At 44.0% G+C, this 24,394-nt stretch carries 21 protein-coding genes and 1 pseudogene; all 22 read right to left on the bottom strand.

Annotated elements, in window-relative coordinates:
• Positions 1–90: 90 nt before the first annotated feature.
• The gene (locus tag CRO17_RS06700; protein ID WP_097040586.1) at positions 91–1,341 is read right to left on the bottom strand and encodes a methionine gamma-lyase family protein; all 1,251 of its coding nucleotides are present in this window, start codon (positions 1,339–1,341) and stop codon (positions 91–93) included.
• A complete protein-coding gene (hflX, locus tag CRO17_RS06695; protein ID WP_097040584.1) occupies positions 1,338–2,579 on the bottom strand; it encodes a GTPase HflX in 1,242 nt (413 codons plus the stop codon). The genes CRO17_RS06700 and hflX overlap by 4 nt, the downstream gene beginning before the upstream one ends.
• A gap of 123 nt (positions 2,580–2,702) precedes the next feature.
• Positions 2,703–3,860, bottom strand: a complete 1,158-nt coding sequence (locus tag CRO17_RS06690) for a Ger(x)C family spore germination protein (protein WP_097040582.1) — start codon at positions 3,858–3,860, stop codon at positions 2,703–2,705.
• A complete protein-coding gene (locus tag CRO17_RS06685) occupies positions 3,835–4,947 on the bottom strand; it encodes a GerAB/ArcD/ProY family transporter (protein WP_097040580.1) in 1,113 nt (370 codons plus the stop codon). The genes CRO17_RS06690 and CRO17_RS06685 overlap by 26 nt, the downstream gene beginning before the upstream one ends.
• Before the next feature lie 12 nt (positions 4,948–4,959).
• On the bottom strand, positions 4,960–6,474 hold the full coding sequence (locus CRO17_RS06680) for a spore germination protein (protein ID WP_097041924.1): 1,515 nt from the start codon (positions 6,472–6,474) through the stop codon (positions 4,960–4,962).
• Positions 6,475–6,714: 240 nt separating this feature from the next.
• On the bottom strand, positions 6,715–7,650 hold the full coding sequence (locus tag CRO17_RS06675) for an AAA family ATPase (protein WP_097040578.1): 936 nt from the start codon (positions 7,648–7,650) through the stop codon (positions 6,715–6,717).
• Between the two features lie 126 nt (positions 7,651–7,776).
• Complete coding sequence (gene hfq / locus CRO17_RS06670; protein WP_097040576.1) at positions 7,777–8,010, bottom strand: RNA chaperone Hfq; 234 nt, start codon at positions 8,008–8,010, stop codon at positions 7,777–7,779.
• A gap of 35 nt (positions 8,011–8,045) precedes the next feature.
• Positions 8,046–8,981, bottom strand: a complete 936-nt coding sequence (gene miaA / locus CRO17_RS06665) for a tRNA (adenosine(37)-N6)-dimethylallyltransferase MiaA (protein WP_097040574.1) — start codon at positions 8,979–8,981, stop codon at positions 8,046–8,048.
• A gap of 85 nt (positions 8,982–9,066) precedes the next feature.
• The gene (locus CRO17_RS06660) at positions 9,067–9,525 is read right to left on the bottom strand and encodes a Dps family protein (RefSeq protein WP_097040572.1); all 459 of its coding nucleotides are present in this window, start codon (positions 9,523–9,525) and stop codon (positions 9,067–9,069) included.
• 36 nt (positions 9,526–9,561) lie between these two features.
• On the bottom strand, positions 9,562–9,681 hold the full coding sequence (locus tag CRO17_RS17715; protein WP_245864759.1) for a peptidoglycan-binding domain-containing protein: 120 nt from the start codon (positions 9,679–9,681) through the stop codon (positions 9,562–9,564).
• 108 nt (positions 9,682–9,789) lie between these two features.
• A pseudogene (locus tag CRO17_RS17710) lies at positions 9,790–10,185 on the bottom strand (M23 family metallopeptidase); the annotation flags it as partial.
• 438 nt (positions 10,186–10,623) lie between these two features.
• Positions 10,624–12,462: a DNA mismatch repair endonuclease MutL gene (mutL, locus tag CRO17_RS06650; protein ID WP_097040570.1), complete on the bottom strand. Its 1,839-nt coding sequence runs from the start codon at positions 12,460–12,462 to the stop codon at positions 10,624–10,626.
• 12 nt (positions 12,463–12,474) lie between these two features.
• A complete protein-coding gene (gene mutS / locus CRO17_RS06645) occupies positions 12,475–15,075 on the bottom strand; it encodes a DNA mismatch repair protein MutS (RefSeq protein ID WP_097040568.1) in 2,601 nt (866 codons plus the stop codon).
• A gap of 112 nt (positions 15,076–15,187) precedes the next feature.
• Positions 15,188–15,757 carry an outer spore coat protein CotE gene (gene cotE / locus CRO17_RS06640; RefSeq protein ID WP_097040566.1) on the bottom strand — a complete coding sequence of 190 codons (570 nt, stop codon included), beginning with the start codon at positions 15,755–15,757 and terminating at the stop codon, positions 15,188–15,190.
• A gap of 240 nt (positions 15,758–15,997) precedes the next feature.
• Positions 15,998–16,360, bottom strand: a complete 363-nt coding sequence (locus CRO17_RS06635) for a YlbF/YmcA family competence regulator (protein ID WP_097040563.1) — start codon at positions 16,358–16,360, stop codon at positions 15,998–16,000.
• Complete coding sequence (gene miaB, locus CRO17_RS06630; protein WP_425444425.1) at positions 16,357–17,919, bottom strand: tRNA (N6-isopentenyl adenosine(37)-C2)-methylthiotransferase MiaB; 1,563 nt, start codon at positions 17,917–17,919, stop codon at positions 16,357–16,359. Before miaB ends, CRO17_RS06635 begins: the two co-directional genes overlap by 4 nt.
• Positions 17,920–18,021: 102 nt before the next feature.
• The gene (locus CRO17_RS06625) at positions 18,022–18,282 is read right to left on the bottom strand and encodes a stage V sporulation protein S (protein WP_058307744.1); all 261 of its coding nucleotides are present in this window, start codon (positions 18,280–18,282) and stop codon (positions 18,022–18,024) included.
• A 155-nt stretch (positions 18,283–18,437) separates the two neighbouring features.
• Entirely contained in the window at positions 18,438–19,235 is a 798-nt protein-coding gene (locus CRO17_RS06620; protein ID WP_097040558.1) for a TIGR00282 family metallophosphoesterase, read from the bottom strand.
• A 76-nt stretch (positions 19,236–19,311) separates the two neighbouring features.
• Positions 19,312–20,874: a ribonuclease Y gene (rny, locus tag CRO17_RS06615; protein WP_097040556.1), complete on the bottom strand. Its 1,563-nt coding sequence runs from the start codon at positions 20,872–20,874 to the stop codon at positions 19,312–19,314.
• A gap of 458 nt (positions 20,875–21,332) precedes the next feature.
• Positions 21,333–22,364: a recombinase RecA gene (gene recA, locus CRO17_RS06610; RefSeq protein ID WP_097040554.1), complete on the bottom strand. Its 1,032-nt coding sequence runs from the start codon at positions 22,362–22,364 to the stop codon at positions 21,333–21,335.
• Positions 22,365–22,539: 175 nt separating this feature from the next.
• Positions 22,540–23,796 (bottom strand): competence/damage-inducible protein A, encoded by a 1,257-nt coding sequence (locus CRO17_RS06605; protein WP_097040552.1) that lies wholly within the window; start codon positions 23,794–23,796, stop codon positions 22,540–22,542.
• A gap of 1 nt (position 23,797) precedes the next feature.
• Positions 23,798–24,376 (bottom strand): CDP-diacylglycerol--glycerol-3-phosphate 3-phosphatidyltransferase, encoded by a 579-nt coding sequence (gene pgsA, locus CRO17_RS06600; RefSeq protein WP_097040550.1) that lies wholly within the window; start codon positions 24,374–24,376, stop codon positions 23,798–23,800.
• Between the last annotated feature and the right edge of the window lie 18 nt (positions 24,377–24,394).

Below are 24,394 nucleotides of genomic sequence, written 5' to 3'. Positions count from 1 at the left end.
TCCCCTTTCTTTATGTACTCTACGCTTATTATATACGTAGGTAATTTTAAATGTCAACACATGTTAGATTAGTTAACACGAAAATTTTTATTATGCGTTACTAGTTGCTATTAAGCCTTTTTCCAATAGGTTTTGCGCCGCGTCTTTAATGGCGAGTTTGACGTGCGTATACGTGAGTCCGCCTTGGACAAAAGCTGTATACGGCGCACGGATTGGGCCATCGGCAGTTAATTCTAAGCTGGCTCCTTGAATAAAGGTTCCGGCAGCCATGATCACGTCACTTTCATAACCCGGCATCGGTGCAGCTTGCGGCGTCACATGTGCATTGACAGGTGATGCATGCTGGATAGCTTGGCAAAAAGCTATCATTTGATCTGCAGAATGGAAGTTTACTGATTGAATCAAGTCAACGCGTTTGCTATCGAATCTTGGAGAAGTCGAAAATCCGAGCAGCTCAAGGAACCGCGAAGTAAAGATCGCTCCCTTTAATGCCTCTCCTACTACATGAGGTGCCAAGAAAAATCCTTGAAACAGCTCCTGCAGCATGCCAAGTGATGCCCCCGTCTCTTTACCTAAACCCGGTGCAGTCAAACGATTAGCGCATAGTTCAATTAAATCAGAACGGCCGGCAATGTAGCCGCCAGCGCGGACAATGCCGCCTCCTGGATTCTTAATAAGCGATCCGGCTATCAAATCCGCCCCCACATGCAGCGGTTCCTCTGTTTCGGCAAATTCCCCGTAACAGTTATCCACGAATATAACAGCTTCCGGATGCTTCGCTTTAACAAAGCTGACCATCTCTCCAATCTCCGAAACAGAAAAAGAAGGCCGATCGGCATATCCTTTCGAACGCTGGATTGCCACCACCTTCGTTTTTTGAGATAGCTTTTCTTCCACAGCTGCATAGTCAATTGCTCCGTCTTTCGTGAGATCAACTGCATCGTACGTAACACCAAAGTCTTTCAGTGATCCTGTATCTTCTTCCCGTTTGCCAATCACACCTTCTAGCGTATCGTACGGTTTCCCGGTAATATACAAAAGCTGATCACCAGGACGCAAGACGCCAAATAAAGCTGTTGTAATCGCATGGGTACCAGAGACAATCTGCGGGCGGACAAGTGCGTCTTCCCCGCCGAACACCTCCGCATATACTCGCTCCAATGTTTCACGTCCAAAGTCATCGTACCCATACCCAGTAGTAGGATTAAAATGACTGTCGCTCACGCGCTGGTGACGAAATGCATCCATTACGCGTTTTTGATTCTGCTCGGCGATTTCATCAATTTTAGCTCGCTCGGCACTTGTTTCTTCTTCTGTTCTTCTTGCTGTTTTGTGTATCATCCTTCATTCTTTCCTTTCAACTGATGGTAAAGCGGGTGTTCGCTCATAATATAGCCGCTCACCTCATAAGCATCCAGCTCTTCGTTAAATTCCCGTTTTTTCATAATGGTTTCTTGGGCAATCTTGTCCAAAAGACGCCCGCCAGATGCAGGTACGATTGTATCATACAATTCGCTTGCTTCCTGAATCATTTCCTGGACTTTTTCCATTACACGTCTGCGGTCTTCTTCTTTGAAAGCAGAAATTTGCACATACGGATGCGCACTTGGAATGAAGTCTTCGGTCAGCAGATCCGTCTTATTGTAAACAGTCAGTATTGGTAATTGATTTGCTCCCAGTTCATCAAGCAATTTTAAAACTGTCGCTTGCTGCTGCTCGTGATCCGGATGTGCACTGTTGACCATATGAATGATAAAGTCTGCTTCGGTTACTTCCTCGAGTGTGGATCGAAAAGCAGCGATTAAAGCAGTCGGTAAATCTTGAATAAATCCAACTGTATCCGTCAGCAGCGCTTGGAAGCCGGACGGCAAACGCATGCGGCGTGTCATGGGATCCAATGTAGCAAACAGCTGATCCTGTTCTAAGCTTTCATTGCCAGTTAATCTATTGAAGATGGTTGATTTCCCCGCGTTCGTATAACCTACTAATGCAATTTGGAAAGCTTTATTTGTCTTACGACGCTCTCGATAACGAGAGCGGTGGGACACAACCGCTTTTAGCTGTTGCTTGATTTCATCGATACGGCGGCGGATATGCCGTCTGTCCGTTTCAAGCTTTGTCTCACCAGGTCCCCTTGTTCCGATACCAGCACCAAGCCGGCTCATTTCCGTACCTTGGCCATACAGCCTTGGCAGTAAATACTGCATTTGGGCAAGCTCTACTTGCAGCTTCCCTTCTCTTGTATGTGCTCTTGTAGCGAATATATCAAGAATCAGCTGACTCCGGTCAATGACGCGCACTCCGACACGGTTGCTGATATTTTTTAATTGACCTGGTGATAATTCGTCGTTAGAAATGACCAAAAGCGGTTCTTCCTCTTCAACGAGATCTGCAAGCTCCTGCAGCTTTCCCTCGCCCACATAAGTACCAGGATGCAGACGATCTCTTTTCTGCGTGACAAAACCTGCCACTTCTCCGCCTGCTGTTTTTGTTAATGCTTCTAATTCGTCCAGCGATGATTGAAATCGCTCTAATGTTTGATTCTGATGATGTACTGCCATCAATAATACACGTTCCATGCTGTCACCCTTTCCTTATGTCATTATACCCTATCCTACGGTGAAAAAGCCTTCGCATTTATAATGGAGGCTTAGGAATTTAAGATAAGCACTGTGACTGGGATGCTATATCGGTACCCTTCTTTATTTAGGCTTTCCTTCTTTCACCAAATCCCCTGTATTTACAATCTTTATTTTCACATCGTACTTCACGTCAGCATCTGCAAAATAATTATCCCAATCCTTCTGCATTTTCTGATAGTCTCTTGGATAAGCAATCCGAAAGCTGTCATAAAACTTCACCACATCGGTTTTATAATCTTGCTGCAGTTTTTTCATCGTGCCTTCCACTATCTTAACAACCTCCTCTGCAGCTAACCTCTCCAATTTATCTACATATTTTTCAGATAAATTGTTGCTTGTAAGTGACCAGTCTTCGGTAATCCAACCTTGTGCTGTTATTTGCACATCAAAGGTCAGTTTTCCATTTTTGTAATGAGGGTTTGACTTTGTTTTATAATGCTGGATTTCATAGATGATTGTATTTCCCTTTTCGTCTCGGAAATTAAGCAGGCCTCCAGCCCCCTCGCCTGTCAGCCAGTTAACTCCTTCAACCTCTTTATCAGTTAAGAAACCGGTGAGTTTGTTATCTTTTGCACGAATAATCCCTGCACCATCCAGCTTCACTGTTTTTTTGTCTTTTGTAATTTTCGGCAGGATTACACTAGTTCCCGATATTAAATTGGCTGTAACATCACCTACACGCACTTTAGGAAGAATTTTCATCGTCGAGGTTTCATTCGTGAAAAAAGCACTTATATAATCGCTTGTAATCTCCCCATCAATATTGGTAGCCAATATATCACTTGCTTGCTGCGCCGAAATAACAACACTGGGGCTTAAGCGGGTTATATTATCACGCAGCAGTTCATCCAGTAAAATAAAAAGATCGTAGTCGGTTACAATATCTTGGTTAATTACTACCGTTTCCAAATGATCTGTTAAAATTGGGTACGGCAGCTGCAGCGATAAACCGCGAACCATTTCATGTATGCTGTTTGCTTTTAGTGTAACATTTTGAAATAGCTTTCCCTGCTGCGCTGTCGCTTGTTCACCCTGTTTTTTCGTCAATGCAACTTGCGTAGTAAGCTGAATCGGTTCCTGTTCATCATCGCTAGCATCAATACCAAATCCCATAGCGAAACTTATATCCTCAATATCAGAACTGTCCCAGCAGCCAGACAAACACAAAAGTAATATCATACACAGGCTTAGTTTACGTACCACTCTCTTGCTCGCCATCTCGCTTCAGCCTCCTCATCAACGCTATCAAGAGCAGCAGCGAAGGGACTATAAAAGAAAATGCAAAGCTCGTCCACCCGATAATAGTACCCATCTTCTCTAACTGATTCAGGTCACTTGGTATTAAACAGATAAAATAAACTGCCGCTAAAAGCATATAGCTCGCTTGTTTATAAGAAAGACGTGTTAGTGTTGCTACTCCTTCTGCCGCAACATAGTGGCAAACGATGTAGGTAAGAAACATTTGAATTAGCCAGACAACTAAAAATAATGATTCAAACCGTTCAAACAAAACCCCTCTGTATTCGTATTCTTGAATCAAAGCAAAGGTTGGCCACTTCTCATGCTTCATTCTTTCTACCGATAACCCTCCCGTCATGATGACAACTGCCAATAAATAAATAGATACCGGAATTGCTAATCCAATTAATGCAACTCTTTTTGCTTCTTTCGGCTTCTGCATCATTGCAATAAATACAAGCAGAAATTCAGCACCGCTGAAGGTAAGAAAAGTAGGAGTTAGGCCCTTTAGCACAGGTGAAATTCCCAGACCGAGTACAGGTCGCAAATTATTAAGTTCAAACACTTTAATTCCTAATACAATAACCAATATGAAAATACAAATCGTGAGCGGTGTCAACAATTCAATCAATCGGGCAATCGGGTTGATGCCGCCTGTCAAAAGATAAATCGCCACCCAGTACATACTAATCATAATGACACAAATCGGGGTATCTTCTAATAAATAAAACTGCGTCAGTTCACCCATAGAACGAATCTCAAAGGAGCCAATCAAGAGTGCGTATCCAATAAAAGCAGCACTGAGCAGCATCCCTAGCCATTTCCCGACAATTAATTTATTGAATTGAAAAAAGGTGAGCTGCTTAAAACGCAGACATAAGGTTACGATAATCAAACACGTTAAATAACTAAATACCCCGCCTATCAGGGTGCTTATCCATAAATCCGGGGTACCTACTTTTATGGCCAAATTTCTGGGAAGTGTAAAAATCCCTACCGCAATCAAAGCAGAGGATAGCAGGGCAATCATCTGATTAGTCGTAATCTGGTTTGTTCCTAGTTTCATATCGAACAGCTCCTACTTTTTTCTCATTCTAACTTGATCCTTCGGAAAATATTCAGCCGGCCGCTTTCGCATTGTAAACAAAGGCAATCGCAGGAAAAAATCTTTCCAATCTTCTTTGCTGTATAATGTTCCTGGTGTCACATAAGGCAGGCCGAAGCTCTTTAGCTTGACCGCATGAATACATAAAGCGACGAAAAACAAACTGATGCCATATAAACCTAATAAAGCAGCCGAAAACATTGACAAAAAACGAAGCGATCTTAAAGCGATACCGGCATTGTATTGCGGAGAAACAAAAGAAGAGATAGCCGTAGCTGATACAACAATAACCATGATAGGACTGACTAAACCCGCCTGAACGGCCGCTTCTCCAATAATTAACGCTCCTACCAAACCAACCGTTTGCCCTACCGGTTTTGGCAGACGCAAACCTGCTTCCCTCAATAATTCAATGGATACCTCCATCAATAATGCTTCAATAATGGTTGGAAAAGGTACACCGACTCTTGTCCCTGCTATTGCCAGAGCCAAATCAGTTGGTATCAGACCTTGGTGAAACGAAACAAACGCGATATAAAAAGACGGCAGAAACACACTTAGCAGTGCTGCGACATAGCGAAGCACTCGAATCAGCGACATCGGAATCCAACGTTCATAGTAGTCTTCCGGAGATTGCAGCATTATTGAGAATGTCGCCGGCGCAATTAATACATAAGGCGTGCCGTCCAGCATGATCGCAACTCTTCCCTCTAAAATGGCCGCCATGACGCGGTCCGGCCGCTCTGTTGATTGTACTTGAGGAAAAATAGAGAAATAATTATCCTCGATGAGCTGTTCAATGTAGCCAGATTCTGCGACGTGATCAATATCCAAATCTTCTATGCGTCTTGTTACTTCTGTGAGTAATTCTTCGTTCGCAATATCTCTTATATATGCAATAGTGAGCTGCTTCTTCGTTCGCTCACCTACGTCAAAATCCTTGAAAGTCAAGTTGGGATCTGTTGTCATTCTTCGTAAAATAGCTGTATTGTCACGCAAATTTTCGATAAATCCCATTCTTGGACCTCTTACGAGTGATTCTGAAATTGGCTCTTCCACGCTTCTGGATACCCATTTCTTAACACTTAAAAGAAGTGCCTCGTCCAATCCATCTACTAAAAGGAGCACCGACCCCGACAGCAGCTGCCGAACAACTTTGTCTATCTCTTTCGTCACTTTTATATCACTAACCTCAATTGTGTGGTTCAGCAAATAATCTTTAATACTTTGACTTTTAAATAGATTAAGTTTCGTCTTCGTTTGTTTCCCATGCAGTAACGGATGCAGAATAGCTTGCTGCAGCTGCTGCGTATCAACTAACCCATCAATATGCACAATGCTGCAGCTGCGATTATCATTGCCTAATTTGAATTGACGAAAGATAATGTCTGAACTGTCTCCGACAATCGCTTTAATACTTTTTACATTGGATGTTAGCTTTTCTGATAACACAATACTTGACGGGATGAAATGCTGTTTTGGACGCATATTCGTTTGTCTGCGCAGCTCTTTTAGCTTATGAAAAAGTAAAGCACTCAAAACAGGCACGAGTACAACTACAATCGTTCCAAGCCAAACATCTGTCCTTACTAGAAATTCGATTATTTTCCCCATTATCCGCACTCCTTGCTACGTATCGTGCCCTATCATATCCAGCCTATTCAAGGCGATATTCTGTAAATAAAAAAAGCTCTAGCTGTAATCAGCTAAAGCTTTTTTTAAAGGTTATTATTCTTCTGCATTCAAATCAGCAACAGTCACTTTCATTAGTTCCTCGGTCGACAGATGGTGATCATGACGCACGAGGCGTACTGCCTGCATGCGAATCGCTTTCTCAAGTATGTTACGGACAAATCGAGCATTAGAAAAATCGGGCGTTCGCTTTGACTTTTGCTGCACGATAATTTCTTTCAGTTTCCACTCTGCTTCTTTCGTGAGCTGATATTCTTTCTCGGCAAGCATACCCTTGGCAATATCCATCAGCTGTTCGGATTTGTAGTCAGGAAATTGAAGCTGAATCGGGAAGCGTGAGCGCAGACCCGGATTTAAACTCATAAAATTTGCCATTTCTCTTGGGTAGCCAGCAAGGATAAGGATAAACCTGTTAGAGGCATCTTCCATATGTTTGACTAGTGTATCAATCGCTTCCTTGCCAAAGTCCTTTTCTCCGCCTCGGGCCAGCGAATATGCTTCATCTATAAATAAGATCCCGCCCATGGCTCGCTGTACAAGCGCCCTCGTTTTCTGGGCTGTATGGCCAATATATTCTCCGACCAGATCGGCGCGTTCTGCTTCGATGAAATGTCCTTTATCAAGAACATTCATTTCGTGGAAAACAGCTGCGAGCTTGCGGGCGACCGTTGTTTTCCCAGTACCTGGATTTCCTTCAAATAACATGTGCAGTACTTGTTTTTCCTGTTTTAATCCTGCCGCTTCTCTTTTTTGGTTAATATGGACATTGGCGTAAATTTCTTTAATTGTTTTTTTAAGCTTTTCCAATCCGATGAATGCGGCAAATTCCTGATCAATATGACGGAATGGATCGATATCGCGCTTGATGGTTGCATGCTGCAGCTGCTCCATCTCCTGTTGACGGTTCTTAAGGACGATATTGATCTTACCCTTCGTATTCGTAACTTGAGCTTCCACATGATCACCCCTCATTGCAGTAGTTTACGCTCAAGACAGACATAGCGTGACAAATGCCCAACGGCCTTTCTCTACTTTATTCAGCAAGGAGGCGCTTTACCACCACAAAACAAAACGGGTGCCAGTGGCACCCGTTCTTGTTTAGCTTTGTTCTTTATAATCCAGCGATACATTCTTTGCTGGCGAGAATGTGGAAATCGCATGTTTAAAGATTAATTGCTGTCTTCCTTCCGTTTCGAACAGTACGGTGAAATTGTCAAAAGCCTTTACCGTTCCGCGGATTTGGAATCCATTTGTAAGAAAGATAGTTACTTGCATACGCTCTTTGCGCAGCTGGTTCAAATATTGATCTTGAATATTTACAGATTGTGACATCTATTCCCCTCCTAATTTCTATACGGTTCCTATTTCTACCTTTCTGTCAGCATTCCTGCAAGTTCTTCTAAAATAATTGTAAACTTTTCTGCTTTTTCCGCTGGTGTGATGGTATACCAGTTCACATCCATTTTGTTGCGGAACCATGTATATTGCCGTTTGGCATAGCGACGGCTGTTTTGCTTCAGCTGCGTCACTGTATCCTCCCAGTCCATTTTCCCTTCCAAATAAGGGATAAACTCCTTATAGCCGATTGCACGCATGGATTGTGTATCACGCAACCCAGCATCGAAAAATGTGCGGACTTCGTCTAATAATCCGTCTGATAGCATACGATCCACACGGAGATTAATTTGTTCGTATAAGAGTTCACGATCCATTTCCAAACCGATGATTGTCGCATCATAACGGGAATCTAAGGCGGTTTCCTCATGATCACTCATTCTTTTCCCAGTACGATGGTAAATCTCCAGCGCACGGATAACACGACGTACATTGTTCGGATGGATGCGTTCTGCCTGAATCGGATCTACCGCCTGCAGCTGCGCATGCAAATGCTCTGCTCCATGGGTCTGTGCTTCTAGTTCCAGCTGCTGCTGGTAGCTATCATCACGTTTAGCTTCAGAAAAGTCATAGCTGTACAGTGCAGCTTGTATGTATAATCCAGTCCCGCCAGCAATGATTGGAATTTTTCCTCGGCTATGTATTGCTGCAATACAAGTTTGTACATCTTTTTGGAAATCAGCAGCCGAATAGCTTTCTTCCGGTTCGCGGATATCAATTAAATGATGCCGTATACCTTGCTGCTCTTCTTTCGTGACTTTCGCTGTACCGATGTCCATACCTTTATATATTTGCATGGAGTCCCCGCTGATAACCTCGCCATTAAACTTCTTCGCGATTTCAACACTCAGCTGTGTCTTGCCGACGCCAGTAGGTCCGACAACCACAATAACTTTTTGCTTTTTCATGTTAGTCTCCTTCTTGCCATCATGCCATTAGTTTAGCATAACGAGACAGAGAAAGATAAACGAAAAGCCGTGCATGCAGCACAGCTTATCGATCGGCATCGATGAGATATTTCGTCAAACGAATGGCTTCGTATTCCAGCTTGCCAAGAATATCAACGAGCAAACCCGCTGTCGCTTCATCTTCCTGCCTTCTAGCAATCGGTATGCCGGTAATCTTGATTTCCTGTGCCAGCTGACTGTAGTCATGACGCAGTGTTTTTACTACCTCATAATCCTCATCATCTGCTTCTGCTTCCTTAATGGTTGCTTCTTGCAGAAATTTGCTCATTACTGCAATTGGTCTGCCGCCGATGGCAAGTACCCGTACGCCTAAGCACTTCTTTATGTCATCCAGCTGCTCGTGCAAGTCCTTTGTATATTGTTCAATAACGTATCCGTAAGGACCTTTTGCATACCAATGATAACGCTGAAGTTTCACGTGCAGGACACTTGTATTAGCAATTTGCTGGTTTAAAAAGTCAATAAGATGCTGATTTGTTTGCATAGCTAACGCCCCCTCTGGCTGTCAGCATGCCCAAATTCAGAACAATTTATTCCAAGTTTCCGGACCAACGATGCCATCGACACCGAGTCCATTATTGCGCTGGAAATTGATAACTGCCTGTCGTGTGTTCGGACCAAAAATACCATCGACTGTCACTCCGACAGCGCGCTGGATTTTCCGTACGTTTTCTCCGCGCGACCCAGTCCGAATATAGCTTCCTGGATAAGCTGCGCCAGCGGAATTCTGCGGAGTGCTGGAACTTGCGCCAATATAGTCGAGCGGGTTAACCGCATTGGTTTTATTTGCATTCCATCTGCCCCGATGCAATTCAAAATGCAAATGCTGACCAGTCGAATCTCCTGTGCTTCCCATATAGCCAATGAATTGCCCTTGTCTGACCGTATCGCCTGCGCCAACCTGCCTGGAACCGGAACGCAAATGCGCGTATACCGTTTCAAACGTCTGGCCGCCTAGCTGGTGCACGATAAAAATAACTTCTCCATAAGAAGAAGATACATACGATCGGGTAACCGTTCCGGCCGCTGCAGCCGCTACACGCACTGTTCCAGATTGCGCCCAGTCAACGCCGTTATGAGAAGAACTTGCACCTCGGAAGCCATTTGTCAATCTGCCTGCAGACGGTTTGATAAATAAAGCCATAGCACCTACTCCTTTCCTGTCATTTCTTAGTTACAAGATAGTATAATCGTAAACCACCGCAGGCGAAGCGGTTGATACCTAGACAAGCAAAATAGAGGCTCGATTACGCATATTTTAGCTATAAAAAAACCAAACAATGCCGAATTAACAGCCATTGTTTGGTTTTTTCGTGCATTAGATATACGCTGCTGGACCCTGTTTTAGGGGTAAGCTGCACATCTTTGCGTGCTGGTAAGCCTTCTTATCGCTGGATATAAGAAACGAGACAGCAGCAAGTGTTACAAGGCATCGATCGCAAAATACTATCTCTTCAATCTGAGTAGTCTCCGTGTATTTTTACGTCTAATAGCGGCGTATTCTGCCGCATCTGCAATCAGAGCATCTTAACCTAGTAGTAGTTATTTAAATTTTAAATGAATCTCCCAATTCATCCAAGATTTATTGAACTCGCTTAAACAGCTTCTCCAGTTCATAAGAAGTGAAACGGATAATAATCGGCCTGCCATGCGGGCAAGTAAACGGATCTTGTGATGTACGAAGCTCTTCCAGCAAATGAAACATATCATCATAGTTCAGATGATGGTTCGCTTTGATAGATCGCTTGCAGGACATCATAATGGCCGCTTCTTCTCGCAATTTATGAATATCAACTTTACTTTCCTGCATGACCTGCTCGACGATTTCGCGGATAACTTCTTCCTCAAAACCTTGCGGGAACCATTGCGGATGAGAACGCACAATGTACGTACTGCCGCCGAAAGATTCAAAGAAAAGTCCAACAGCTTCTAATTCTGTTTGATATTGTTCGACGATTAGTGCTTCTTGTTTGGTGAAATCAAACGTAAGCGGAATAAGCAGTTCCTGCAGCTCTTTTTCTACATCGCCAATTTTATCTCTAAAATACTCATATTTAATCCGTTCCTGCGCAGCATGCTGATCGACTAGAAACAGTCCTTCTTCATTTTCTGCCAAGATGTACGTGCCGTGATGCTGTCCAATCGGATACATCACCGGCACCGCATATGCTGGCTCTAGCTCCGGCTCAACCGTCTCTTCTATTATTCTGTCTTCAGCAACTGTTTCTGGCATGTACGCTGGTTCTGAAGAGGTATCGTCCTGCTGTTGTGATGGTTGTGCTTCCATAATAGGCGGCGCTGTCTCTTTTACTTCATCGAAAAACCATTTTTCAGGCTGCGGTTCTCTCGTTGGTTTCGTCTCAAAAAAAGTGAAGCTTTGCTGTTCACTTTTCTCCTGCACCTTTTTTGGTTTTGGTGCCGCTGCTTCGGGGATAAGGCGCTGCTGCCGTAATGCTTTACTAACAAGCTGTTCTACAGCATCAAATAATTCCTTCTCCTTGCTGAAACGTACCTCCAGTTTAGCGGGATGTACATTGACATCAACAAGAATTGGATCCATTTTAATAGAAATCACCGCAAGCGGAAATCTTCCAATTGGCAGCAGCGTATGATACGCCTGCATCACAGCTTTAGCTAAAATAGGATTACGAATATATCTGCCATTAACGATAAATGATACATACTGCCGGGACGCCCGGTTGATTTCTGGTTTTGCTGCTAACACCTCTAACTGATAATCCAATGTTTCATGAGAAGCGTTCACCATTTTCTTTGCGACCGAGTTGCCGTAAATCTGGGCGACAATTTGCAGCATATCACCGCGGCCAGTCGACTGAAACAGCGGCTTGTCATTATGCGTCAGTTCAAAGCGGATTTCCGGGTGAGCTAATGCCATCCGATTAATTACTTCTGATACATGACCAAGCTCGGTATGAATGGTTTTCATATATTTTAAACGCGCAGGTGTATTAAAAAACAAGTGACGAACGGTAATTTCCGTCCCTTTACGCGCATCGCATTTGCCTCGTTCTTTTATAATTCCGCCTTCTAAAGCAAGCTTTACGCCCGCATCTTCTCCAGTACTCGTCTTTATCTCCAACTGACTTACCGCTGCAATACTGGCGAGGGCCTCACCGCGAAATCCTAGTGTACGTACATGAAATAAATCATTTTCATTTCGGATTTTACTTGTTGCATGACGGAAGAAAGCTCGTTCCACGTCATCCGCTTCCATGCCTGCACCATTGTCAACAATACAAATTTCGGTCAGACCAGCTTCTTTAATAGCTACCTTGATTACCGTACTTCCTGCATCAATACTGTTTTCTACTAGTTCCTTGACGACAGAAGCCGGCCGCTCAACTACTTCCCCAGCTGCAATCTTATTTGCTAAAACATCCGGCATCAATTGAATCGCCATATGGGAACCTCCTTACTTCTTTGCTGCCATTTGCTGTAGTTTATATAATAAATTCATTGCTTCCATCGGTGTTTGCTCCATTAAGTTAATGGAAGAAAGCTCCGTAAGTACCTGCTCTGCTCGCTTGTCAGATCGTTTTACAGTTTCTTCTTTTTTCGGTTCTGGTTCGGCGAAGAAAGACAGCTGCATGTCTTCCTGTACTGCTTTAGGAGCAGAGGCTTCCAGCTTCTGTCCTTGTCCTTCCAGCTCTTGCAGGATAGCAGACGCCCGCTCAATCAGGCTGTCTGGCAGCTTGGCAAGTTTTGCTACGTGAATCCCGTAGCTCTCATCTGCCGCTCCTTCACGAATTTGGTGAAGAAAGACAACATTGCCTTCATGCTCCTCTGCTCGCACGTGCACATTGCGGAGTTTTTCCAAATTTTCATCTAGCGTTGTGAGCTCATGATAGTGCGTGGAGAATAAAGTTTTAGCATGAATGTTGTCATGCACATATTCAATTATTGACTGGGCTAACGCCATCCCGTCATAGGTGCTTGTTCCGCGGCCAATTTCATCGAGCAAGATTAAGCTTCTGTCCGTCGCGTGCTCCAAAGCATGCCTCGATTCCAGCATCTCGACCATGAATGTACTTTGGCCGGAAACGAGATCGTCCGCTGCACCGATTCGAGTAAAGATTTGATCAAATAATGGCAGATCTGCCGCTTCACTTGGCACGAAACAGCCTATTTGCGCCATAATGCTCGTCAAAGCAACTTGCCGCATATAGGTGCTTTTACCGCTCATATTCGGTCCCGTAATCAGCAGGATATCCGATCCTTGATCCATTTGCACATCATTCGGAACAAACTCACCGGATTTCATCACTTTTTCAATAACCGGGTGACGGCCTTCCGTAATTGATACAGATCTGCTGCTGTTAAACGTCGGCCGAGCATAGCGCTGCTTTTCACTCACTTCTGCAAAGCTTTGCAGCACGTCCAATTGGCTGATCTGATCTGCCAGCTGCTGCAGTGCTGGAATATATGTTTTCACATGGTCCCTGATCTCCAAGAACAATTCATACTCCAACTCTACACTCTTTTCCTGCGCTTCCAAAATTAACGCTTCTTTTTCTTTCAATTCGGGTGTGATAAAGCGTTCAGCGTTGCTGAGTGTCTGTTTTCGTTCGTACTTTCCTTCCGGCAGCAAATGCAGATTTGCTCGAGTTACTTCAATATAGTAACCGAATACTTTGTTATAGCCGACCTTCAGCGACTTGATTCCTGTTTCTATCCGCTCTTGCTGCTCTAGTGCCGCAATCCATTGCTTGCCGTTTCTGGATGCATCTCGATACGTATCAAGCTGCGCGTGAAAACCATCCTTTAACAGCCCGCCTTCCCGCACACCAATTGGTGCATCTTCATGCAGACTTTTCTCCAAATAGTCATGCAATGCTGGCAGCGGATCTAGCTCTTGTCCCATTCGCTGGACCTCAGCCTCTGCAAAATCCGACAATACTTGCTTCAGTTCTGGCAGTTTTGCCAGCGTTCGTTTCAGCTGTAATAAATCACGGGCGTTTACATTTCCATATGCAACACGGCCGGACAATCTTTCAACGTCGTAAACAGATTGCAGCAGCTGGCGAATGGTATCCCGCTCGAAGAAGTGATCCAAAAATGCTTGTACTAAATCTTGGCGCCGCGTGATTGCTTCTTTTTGTAACAGCGGTCGTTCAAGCCACTTTTTCAGCATTCTTGCACCCATTGCCGTAACTGTATCATCGAGCACCCAAAGCAAACTGCCGTGCTTGCCCTTCTTCAAGATTGTTTCGGTAAGCTCCAGATTGCGCTTTGAATACATATCCAGTGTCATGTAAGACTTCAGTTCCATTACTTGAAGCGGCTTCAGATGATCCAACCCGCGCTTTTGCGTACGTTCTACATAATGTAAAAGCATGAAAAAGCAGTCTAGCAACCTTGTATCAGTAACTCCGCCGGCCAGCTTCTCCTGTGACAGACTGTTAGACACGCCTGGCTCTTGGTATGATAGCGTTACACCAAGCCGCATCTTCAGTTCGTCCTGCAGCGGCTGATCAAGCTGTTCGGAAACGACAATTTCCCGTACCGGCTGATTGTACAGCTCGCTGAGCAGTGTATCAAAACCGCCCTCCAGCAGTGCAGCACGATTTTCCCCAGTAGAAAGATCATGATAAACAAGACTATAAGTATGGTCAGCGTTTTCGTTTACAGCCGCCAAGTAATTATTTTCTTTTTCGTCCAGCATACCATTCTCCATGACTGTACCAGGTGTAATCAGCTGGACTACTTCACGCTTCACGACTCCTTTAGCGGTTTTCGGGTCTTCTACTTGTTCACAGATCGCCACTTTAAATCCCCGTGAAACTAGTATTCTTATATAATTATCAGCCGAATGGTAAGGAACGCCACACATTGGCACCTTTTCTTCCACGCCCGCATTTTTGCTCGTAAGGGTGATTTCGAGCTCTTTCGTCGCCTTTAAGGCATCATCGAAGAACATCTCGTAAAAATCTCCAAGCCGAAAGAAAAGAAACGCATCCTTATAATCGGCTTTTATTCGTAAATATTGCTGCATCATTGGTGTATAACCTGCCATTTTCCTACTCCTCTGTTTCATTGCAATTACGTTCATTATAACACAGGTCTTTTTCGCTTTTCCTGCCTGGTCTCTTTCTTGGCAAACAAAAAACGAGAGCTGCTGCTCTCGTTTAATTATCGTGCTTTTTATCCAAAAAGTCTGGATCCACATCTTTGAAATCGTCATCCGTAAGCTCGAAATCCCATTCTTCTTCTACATCTTCTACAACACAGCCATCTGGATCTACTTTCACGCAAAGTTTCGTTTCGCCGATAACTTCTACAAGAAATTCTTTCTCGATTTCCACGAAAATCTTTTGGCCATGCTGAACAATTTTACATTCCAAGCAGTTTGGCTGCTGTATTGCCTTTGCATAAACTTCGTATTCATCATCAATGCAATTTTCATCTTTTACACTCAATTTGACTAGTTCCTTGTAAGGTACACGCTCTGTGACTACTTCTGTCTTTGTATTGTCATTGTGCGAATACCAAACGTTGATATCATAACTGCCTGTAATTTCAACACCCTTATCGCCTTTCTTTTTTGCGTTGTACAGGTGGTTGATGACCCAGCAGCCAAGGATGCTGGAAGGTTTGTGCTCAGGCTTGATATGATCGATATTCTTGCTGAACTTGCGGCCGCGGCCGATAACTGCTTTCGTGATGATCTCACGGTAGGACTGATCTTGAAAACCCATGTACGAAAACCTCCTCTTTTTACATAGTCATGTTATGCAGGGTGTTCACCTATGGTGTCAGGAAAAATATATTCCTTTACCAAAGCTGGACGCTCCTCCATTCTATGCAGATGCCTAGAAAGAGGTTATTCATTACTTGAAAGTAACTTAACGTTTCTATGAAAGGAAGCTTGAGAACAAAAAGAAAAGATTCGCACTTTTGCATGGTAACAAGTACGAATCTTTTTTCACATGGAAAGCTTATTTCTCCGTCTCTTCCTCTTGAAAGACGGTATGCTGGATGTTTTGAGAGATGCTTTGCAGAATATGGTTTGTGATGACTTGGGATTCCTTGAAGTCTTGCACAATTGGAAGGCTGTCAATCTTTGCTTGCAGCTCATCGATTTCCTGCTCCATTTGCAGCTGCGCTTCCCGCTTGCCATACGCTTGCAAGTTGACTGCCTGCTTTTGTTTCATTTTAATTTGATTGATATATGTCTGCACCTTTTTATTCTCGTTCAGCTTTGCCTCGAGCTGATGGAAATGCGCAATTTCATCTAACCCGCGCATGTCCTCTGCCAACGCTTCTGCTTGTTTAAGAATTTCTTCGGTGGAATAATTCATGAGCTGTGTACCTCCGCTGTTGTTTCTGCTAGTTCGCCGTCAAGTGACCAAGTTTTGGCCTTTGTCACAATAACGGGAACGATTTTACCAATTACTGAAGCGGGTCCTCGGAAATTAACAAGCTTGTTTTTTTCCGTATAACCCGACAATACTTCTGGGTTTCGTTTACTTTCGCCTTCGACGAGCACATGCACCACTTTGCCTTCATACAGCTGCATAGACGCTGCTGCCTGTTGATCTATTAAAGTATTTAATCGCTGGAGCCGTTCTTTTTTCACTTCCAGCGGAACGTTATCTTCCCACTTAGCAGCCGGTGTCCCGTCACGAGGAGAGTAAATATACGTATATGCTGCCTCAAATCCAACTTCTTTGACTAAAGACAATGTCTCCTGGAACTGCTCCTCTGTCTCATTCGGAAACCCGACAATAATGTCTGTAGTCAGTGTGACATTCGGAATGTGCTGTCTGATTTTTTCTACCAAACGCATATAATCTTCACGTGTGTACCGACGTGCCATTACCCGCAGGATATCACTGCTGCCGGATTGAACTGGCAAATGTATGTGGTCAAGCAAATTCCCGCCTTGGGCTAGTACCTCTATTAGTTTATCATCAAAGTCACGCGGATGGGAAGTCGTGAAACGAATCCGAGGAATCGCAATATTTCGAATCTCGTCCATTAAATCGCCAAGTCCAACGTTCACATCGGTTAAGTCCTTGCCATACGCATTAACGTTTTGACCGAGCAATGTGATCTCTTGGTAGCCTTGCGCCGCTAGCTCCCGCACTTCTTGGACGATATCCTCCGGGCGCCGGCTTCTTTCTTTTCCTCTAGTATAAGGAACAATACAATAGGTACAGAACTTATCACATCCGTACATGATATTGACCCATGCCTTGATTTTTCCTTTTCTAACTTTTGGGAGATTTTCAATCACATCTCCTTCCTTCGACCAAACCTCGAGCACCATTTCCTTGCTGAAACGGGCTTCTTGGAGAAGCTGCGGCAATCGATGTATATTGTGCGTTCCGAAGATCATATCAATATGCGGGTGCTTTTTCAAAATGCGATTCACAACTGCTTCTTCCTGAGACATACAGCCGCATACGCCAATGATTAAGTCCGGATTCTCAAGTTTCAATGGCTTCAGATGACCGATTTCGCCAAACACTTTATTTTCGGCATTTTCCCGAATCGCACATGTGTTCAGCAAAATAACATCTGCATCATGTGTATCCGTTGTCGGCTCATACCCCATCTCTACAAACAATCCTGCCATCACTTCGGTGTCATGTTCATTCATTTGGCAGCCATATGTACGGATAAGAAATTTCTTACCTGTGCCGGCTTTCTGCATTGCTGGCGGAATAGTGAAATCATAATGGAACTTGACCTCTTCCCTGCGCCGTTTCTTTGCCTGCTTTAAATCAGGCGGCTGATACGTCGTTTGGAAATACTTCGCGAAATCTGCTGTTGTTTTCTCATGCAAGGCTTTTTCTTCTTGTTTCGCATATTTTGCAGAAATAAAACGATTTGATTTTCGCTGTTCTTCATTCACTGAATTCGTCACCCTCCATTGCATGCTAGTTGCTTCTATTATACCAATGGCAAGTTATACGTCCAAGTATTGGAAATAAAAAAGCCCCGCTTAAAGCGGGACTTATCGTGGTTCCACGATTAATTTAATGGCAGTCCGTTCCTCGTTGTCGATCATGATATCCGTGAATGCCGGGATACAAATTAAGTCTACTCCGCTTGGAGCGACAAAACCGCGAGCGATTGCGACAGCTTTAACCGATTGGTTTAAAGCTCCTGCCCCGATTGCCTGAATTTCCGCTGAGCCACGTTCTCTTAATACGTTCGCGAGTGCGCCTGCTACTGAATTTGGATTGGATTTCGCTGAAACTTTTAGTATATCCAACACTGGTACCTCCTTCGTTTACTGGACTACTTTCCTTTTACTATATTTCTAGCGGATAGTAGATATGCCCATTTTAGGGCGATCTCTGAAAAAGTGGTACAACCTGTCCTGGTTCATCTTTGTAAACAAGAGACCTAGTGAAGGAGCAGCAAAGATCAATCCATATACGGGTGGTCATCGTTGATCAGGATGCGTTTGATGGAGGTTGCCTTTCCCGTTTGCGGATCCAGATCGATTACTACTCCATTTAATTGTGTTTTACCCGTTTTGGGCACTTCAAAACGTACTGGCAAGTTCGTTAGAAATCTTTTGATAACGGCTTCTCGCTCCATACCGAGAATCGCTTCATAAGGGCCTGTCATACCCGCATCTGAAATATACGCTGTACCAGATGGCAATATTCGTTCATCTGCTGTCTGGGTATGTGTATGGGTACCTACAACTGCGCTGACACGTCCATCTACATACCAGCCGAAAGCCTGCTTCTCGCTTGTCGCTTCTCCGTGAAAATCGATAAATATAAGATTCGTACGTTTGCGCGCTTCTTCAATAAGACGGTCCGCTTCTCGGAACGGATCATCTGCCGGCATCATAAATGTGCGTGCTAGCAAATTGATGATAGCTACTTCATGTTGATTTATCTTCACGTAAATAATACCTGTACCAGGTGTTTCTGGCGGCAAATTAGACGGACGAACCAAATATTTTGCATCATCAATGAATTCAAAGATGTCACGCTTATCCCATGTGTGATTGCCCATTGTGACAGCTTGTGCACCCCATTCGAGAAATTGCTTGTAGATCCGTTCATTAATGCCTTTCCCGTCTGCAGCATTTTCTCCATTAATGATTGTCAATTGCGGCTGAAAACGTTTCTTCAGACGCGGCAAATAATCTTGTACCATTTGTCGGCCAGGTTCTCCGACAACGTCTCCAATAAATAGTAGCTTCATAATCTAGTCCTTTCTGTATATCCATGTATCCTAAGTATAGTTTAACATAAAAAAAAAGCGGCACAGGGCCGCTTTTTTATTTTGCATATTCAACTGCACGTGTTTCGCGGATTACCGTAACTTTGATGTGCCCTGGATAATCCAATTCACTTTCAATCCGTTTCCGAATATCACGAGCGACTTTAATGGACTCCAAGTCATCAATTTCATCCGGCTTAACCATGATACGAATCTCACGCCCTGCCTGAATGGCGAAAGATTTCTCTACGCCCTGGAAGGATTCAGAAATCTCCTCCAGTTTCTCCAGGCGCTTGATGTAGTTCTCCAATGTCTCACTTCTTGCTCCCGGACGGGCAGCTGAGAGGGCATCCGCTGCAGCTACTAGCACTGCGATGATAGATGTCGCTTCCTCATCTCCGTGGTGGGAAGCAATAGAATTGATGACGACTGGATGCTCTTTGTATTTCATTGCGAGCTCTTTCCCGATTTCAACGTGGCTGCCTTCTACTTCGTGGTCGATCGCTTTTCCGATGTCATGAAGCAGGCCTGCGCGTTTTGCAAGTGTAACATCCTCGCCAAGTTCGGCTGCTAGCAGTCCGGACAGATAAGCAACTTCCATTGAGTGCTTCAATACGTTCTGCCCATAGCTTGTGCGGTACTTCAATCTGCCGAGTATCTTGACTAAATCCGGATGCAAACCATGTACGCCAACTTCGAAAGTCGTCTCTTCACCTGTTTCACGGATATATTCATCCACTTCCCGTCTGGATTTCTCCACCATTTCCTCAATTCGGGCAGGGTGGATACGGCCATCTTGGACAAGTTTCTCGAGCGCAATCCTTGCAATCTCACGACGGACAGGATCAAAACCGGATAGGATAACCGCTTCTGGCGTATCATCAATAATCAGATCAATTCCGGTAAGCGTCTCTAGTGTACGAATATTACGGCCTTCCCGACCGATGATGCGTCCTTTCATCTCGTCATTCGGCAAGTTAACGACAGATACTGTCGTTTCCGCAACATGATCGGCTGCACAGCGCTGAAGTGCAAGGGAAAGAATGCTTTTCGCTTTTTTATCGGCCTCTTCTTTGGCGCGATGTTCTGCATCTTTAATCATAACAGCTGATTCAAAGGCAACTTCCTTCTCGACTTTATCCAGCACGATTTGACGTGCTTCATCGGATGTATAGCCAGAAATCTGTTCTAATTTCAGCTGCTGTTCTTTCACCAAGACTTCCACTTTGCTTTCCAATTCTTCAATTTGTTGTTGTCTTTCAGTTAATGATTGTTCCTTTTTCTCTAACGTAACTTCACGCTTATCAAGCGTATCGCTTTTACGGTCCAGATTCTCTTCCTTCTGCATCAGACGGTTTTCTTGCTTTTGCAGTTCGAGACGTCGCTCACGTAATTCCTGCTCCGTCTGCTGACGCATCTGAAAGTTTTCATCTTTCGCTTCGAGAAGCGCTTCTTTTTTAGCCGTTTCCGCATTGCGATGGCCTTCTGCGACTATTTGCTTCGCTAATTCCTCCGCACCGGAGATTTTTTTCTCAGCAATAGATTTGCGAACAAGATAACCAACAACACCACCGACGATTAGAACAAGCAAAATGGAGATGATCAGGTAAAATAGTTCCATGATTTCACCTCCCCTGCTATGAAATTGTACAAACATGTCTGTCGGCATGCACAATGTTTTTCATTTAAAAAACGATGGTAACCTTAGAAAAGTATAATACAAAAGAAAATTATACTACTTAATTTTAATCCTGTGTTCGCATGTTGTCAAGATAACATGGAAAGTACTAGAAAGTTGAACATATAAAATGAACTATGACTGACTGGAATTTTTTATGAAAGAACAGCTCGATGGCCGATGGCTGCTGTGCTGCATGCAGCCTGCACCAGTCAGTCTTTAATGCTTGAACTAAACCAGCAGCACAAAACAGAAATTCACCGAGAGCGAACAACATGTCCATTGCGGTTATTTAGCCTCTATTTAGATGAATGTAATAAAAAATCCAAACGATACTGCGTATAATAACAGTTTCGTTTGGACTTTTTTCAGCTAAAACACGATTGTGTCAGCTTTTTATCTTACATATCCAGTGTTTCTTGTTCTTCATCCGGAAGTTTCTTATCTGCATCCAGATTATAGTGCTCACGTACTTGCATCTGAATTGTCGTAGCTACTTCCGGATTTTCTTTCATGAATTGTTTTGCATTCTCACGGCCTTGTCCTAGGCGCTCATCGTTATAAGAATACCAAGCTCCGCTTTTTTGAACGATGTCCAGGTCACTGGCAATATCGATAAGTTCTCCTTCGCGGGAAATTCCTTCTCCGTACATAATGTCTACTTCCGCTTGCTTAAACGGAGGTGCAACTTTGTTTTTCACAACTTTAATTCTAGTTTTATTACCTACCATATCATTACCTTGCTTGAGCGTCTCTGCACGGCGTACTTCGAGGCGAACAGAAGAATAGAATTTAAGCGCACGACCGCCTGGTGTTGTTTCAGGGTTACCGAACATAACACCGACTTTCTCACGAATCTGGTTGATAAAGATGGCAGTTGTTTTTGATTTGTTGATTGCACCAGACAATTTACGTAAAGCCTGGGACATAAGACGTGCTTGAAGACCGACGTGGGAGTCACCCATCTCCCCTTCAATTTCAGCTTTCGGTACAAGGGCAGCTACGGAGTCGACAACAACGATATCAACCGCACCGCTTCGTACGAGGGCTTCTGCAATTTCTAATGCTTGTTCCCCGGTATCAGGCTGGGAAAGTAAAAGTTCATCTATATTAACACCTAGTTTTTGTGCATAAACAGGATCAAGCGCATGCTCTGCATCAATGAAAGCCGCTTGTCCGCCGTTACGCTGTGCTTCTGCAATTGCATGCAGTGCAACAGTCGTTTTACCAGAGGATTCCGGGCCGTAGATTTCAACAACACGGCCTTTCGGATAGCCGCCGACACCAAGGGCGATGTCGAGAGCAAGGGAGCCGCTGGATACGGTAGAGACCTTCTGTTCTGCTCTTTCACCGAGTTTCATAATGGAACCTTTACCGAACTGTTTCTCTATTTGTCTCAAAGCCATATCAAGGGCTTGTTTACGTTCACTCAAATGTATTTCCTCCTTTGGATTATCTATATCTATTTTAACTTGTTTATTGAGATATAACAAGCAAAAAGCGAATAAATGTTCCCTTTTTTTCATTCCGCCCGAACACATCGAAAAGAATGTTTTGCTTAAGGGAAAAAGAACATTTATCCGCTTTTATAATTGACAAATTAAGATTTCACGAAATTGTTGCTTTCAAATGATGGAAGAGCAGCTCAAAACCTTTCTTCACCGCTATAGCTCGTACACCTTGCCGCGAGCTTCGAATAGACAGCTCCGTTGTTTTGGTTGCTTTGCCTTTTTCGTGCAAGCTGATGAAGACTGTCCCGGGCTCTTTTCCTTCTGTGGCATCTGGACCGGCTGCTCCGGTAAAGCTGATCCCAATATCGGCATTCGTAAGACGGACTGCGTTCTCTGCCATTTCGACTGCACACGCTTCGCTCACGGTACCTGCTGTTTTAATTGTTTCTTCCTTCACACCGAGCACATTTTGTTTCACAAGCGGCGAATACGCAACGATGCTGCCAAGAAATACCGCTGACGCACCGCTGATAGAAACAAGTGCGTCACCAAATAATCCGCCGGTAAGGCTCTCAGCGCTTGCCAATGTTAGCTGACGCTGTTTTAGCATATCATATACTTGCTGCTGAACCGACGTTTCATCATAGCCATAAAAATAATGGCCGACTCGATCCATTACATCTCTTTCTACTTCATCAATTAAGCGATCGGCTTCTTTTTTTGTATCTGCCCTCGCTGTAAGCCGAACCGCTACTTCTCCTTCAGAAGCATATGTCGCAATCGTCGGATTCTCTTGAACTTGAATAAGATCAAGCAAATCCGTTTCCAGCTGCGACTCTCCGATACCGATAAAATGAAGCAAACGAGATTGCAGCACCGAGTGCAGCTGCCATTTTTCACGTGCATAAGGCAGGACATGATCAGACATGATTTGTTTCATTTCACGCGGCACACCTGGCATGAAAGCCCAAACAGTACCTTCGTGTTCAACAAGCATACCTGGTGCCATACCGACTGTATTTTCCAGCACAGCTGCACCTTCAAACACACGCGCCTGCTTGTGATTATTCGGTGACATTGTTCGGCCTCGCTTGTTAAAGAAATCTTTAATGGCGTCCATTGCTTCTTGATCTTCATGCATCTCTAACCCCGAAACAAGCTGAAAAGCTTCTCTTGTTAGGTCATCCTCTGTTGGTCCAAGTCCGCCAGTTACAAGAACAAAATCGGCATCGCGCTGTGCTTTTTCAAATGATTCTCGAACACGGCCTAGGTTATCGCCCACAACATGATGGTAAAACACATTGATACCATGATCAGCCAGCTGCTTGGAAATCCATTGCGCATTTGTATTGTTGATTTGACCAATCAGAATCTCCGTCCCGACGGCGATTACTTCTGCATTAATATGTTTCATTTTATTTCGACTCCTTCATTACATGCCAGTTCTTCATAAAGTAGTCGACTCCGGACACGATCGTCAGAATAAGAGCAAGATACAAACAGATTGCAGCGAACGGAAATCCTAGATAAGAAAACGGCCAGTTATGCAAAAGCAAAGCGCTGATGGCAACAATCTGCAACGCTGTTTTCTGTTTGCCCATCTGCCCTGCTGCCAATACAAGGCCTTCACCAGCGGCAACAAGTCTTAGTCCTGTGACAGCAAATTCGCGGCTTATAATGATAATCGTAACCCAAGCCGGTGCTAATTCCAATTGTACCAGTAAAATGAGCGCAGCTGAAACAAGCAGCTTATCTGCAAGCGGATCGAGGAATTTACCTAAGTTCGTAACAAGGTTAAACTTGCGGGCATAATAGCCATCTACCCAGTCGGTACACGAAGCGATGATGAAAAGAATCGCTCCTGCTAAATGATTAACCGGCAAGTTGTTTTCGCCGATATCCAACGTTCCCCAATCAAAAGGTACTGCAAGTAAAATAATGAAAATAGGAATCAGAAAAATTCGGGATAAGGTAATTTTATTTGGGATGTTCATGACTGCCTCCAATGTATG

It is taken from the genome of Terribacillus aidingensis (genome assembly GCF_900215625.1).
Classification (GTDB): Bacteria; Bacillota; Bacilli; order Bacillales; family Amphibacillaceae; genus Terribacillus; species Terribacillus aidingensis.
The sequence above is the reverse complement of the archived record's forward strand: the minus strand, read 5'-3'. Positions and strand labels throughout refer to the sequence as shown.

Excerpts from the sequence above, each read along its gene's own strand:
- CRO17_RS06700 (WP_097040586.1), bottom strand. The coding sequence starts at position 1,341 with ATGATACACAAAACAGCAAGAAGAACAGAAGAAGAAACAAGTGCCGAG.
- hflX (WP_097040584.1), bottom strand. The coding sequence starts at position 2,579 with ATGGAACGTGTATTATTGATGGCAGTACATCATCAGAATCAAACATTA.
- CRO17_RS06690 (WP_097040582.1), bottom strand. The coding sequence starts at position 3,860 with ATGGCGAGCAAGAGAGTGGTACGTAAACTAAGCCTGTGTATGATATTA.
- CRO17_RS06685 (WP_097040580.1), bottom strand. The coding sequence starts at position 4,947 with ATGAAACTAGGAACAAACCAGATTACGACTAATCAGATGATTGCCCTG.
- CRO17_RS06680 (WP_097041924.1), bottom strand. The coding sequence starts at position 6,474 with ATGCGTCCAAAACAGCATTTCATCCCGTCAAGTATTGTGTTATCAGAA.
- CRO17_RS06675 (WP_097040578.1), bottom strand. The coding sequence starts at position 7,650 with ATGAGGGGTGATCATGTGGAAGCTCAAGTTACGAATACGAAGGGTAAG.
- hfq (WP_097040576.1), bottom strand. The coding sequence starts at position 8,010 with ATGTCACAATCTGTAAATATTCAAGATCAATATTTGAACCAGCTGCGC.
- miaA (WP_097040574.1), bottom strand. The coding sequence starts at position 8,981 with ATGAAAAAGCAAAAAGTTATTGTGGTTGTCGGACCTACTGGCGTCGGC.
- CRO17_RS06660 (WP_097040572.1), bottom strand. The coding sequence starts at position 9,525 with ATGCAAACAAATCAGCATCTTATTGACTTTTTAAACCAGCAAATTGCT.
- mutL (WP_097040570.1), bottom strand. The coding sequence starts at position 12,462 with ATGGCGATTCAATTGATGCCGGATGTTTTAGCAAATAAGATTGCAGCT.
- mutS (WP_097040568.1), bottom strand. The coding sequence starts at position 15,075 with ATGGCAGGTTATACACCAATGATGCAGCAATATTTACGAATAAAAGCC.
- cotE (WP_097040566.1), bottom strand. The coding sequence starts at position 15,757 with ATGGGTTTTCAAGATCAGTCCTACCGTGAGATCATCACGAAAGCAGTT.
- CRO17_RS06635 (WP_097040563.1), bottom strand. The coding sequence starts at position 16,360 with ATGAATTATTCCACCGAAGAAATTCTTAAACAAGCAGAAGCGTTGGCA.
- CRO17_RS06620 (WP_097040558.1), bottom strand. The coding sequence starts at position 19,235 with ATGAAGCTACTATTTATTGGAGACGTTGTCGGAGAACCTGGCCGACAA.
- rny (WP_097040556.1), bottom strand. The coding sequence starts at position 20,874 with ATGGAACTATTTTACCTGATCATCTCCATTTTGCTTGTTCTAATCGTC.
- CRO17_RS06605 (WP_097040552.1), bottom strand. The coding sequence starts at position 23,796 with ATGAAACATATTAATGCAGAAGTAATCGCCGTCGGGACGGAGATTCTG.
- pgsA (WP_097040550.1), bottom strand. The coding sequence starts at position 24,376 with ATGAACATCCCAAATAAAATTACCTTATCCCGAATTTTTCTGATTCCT.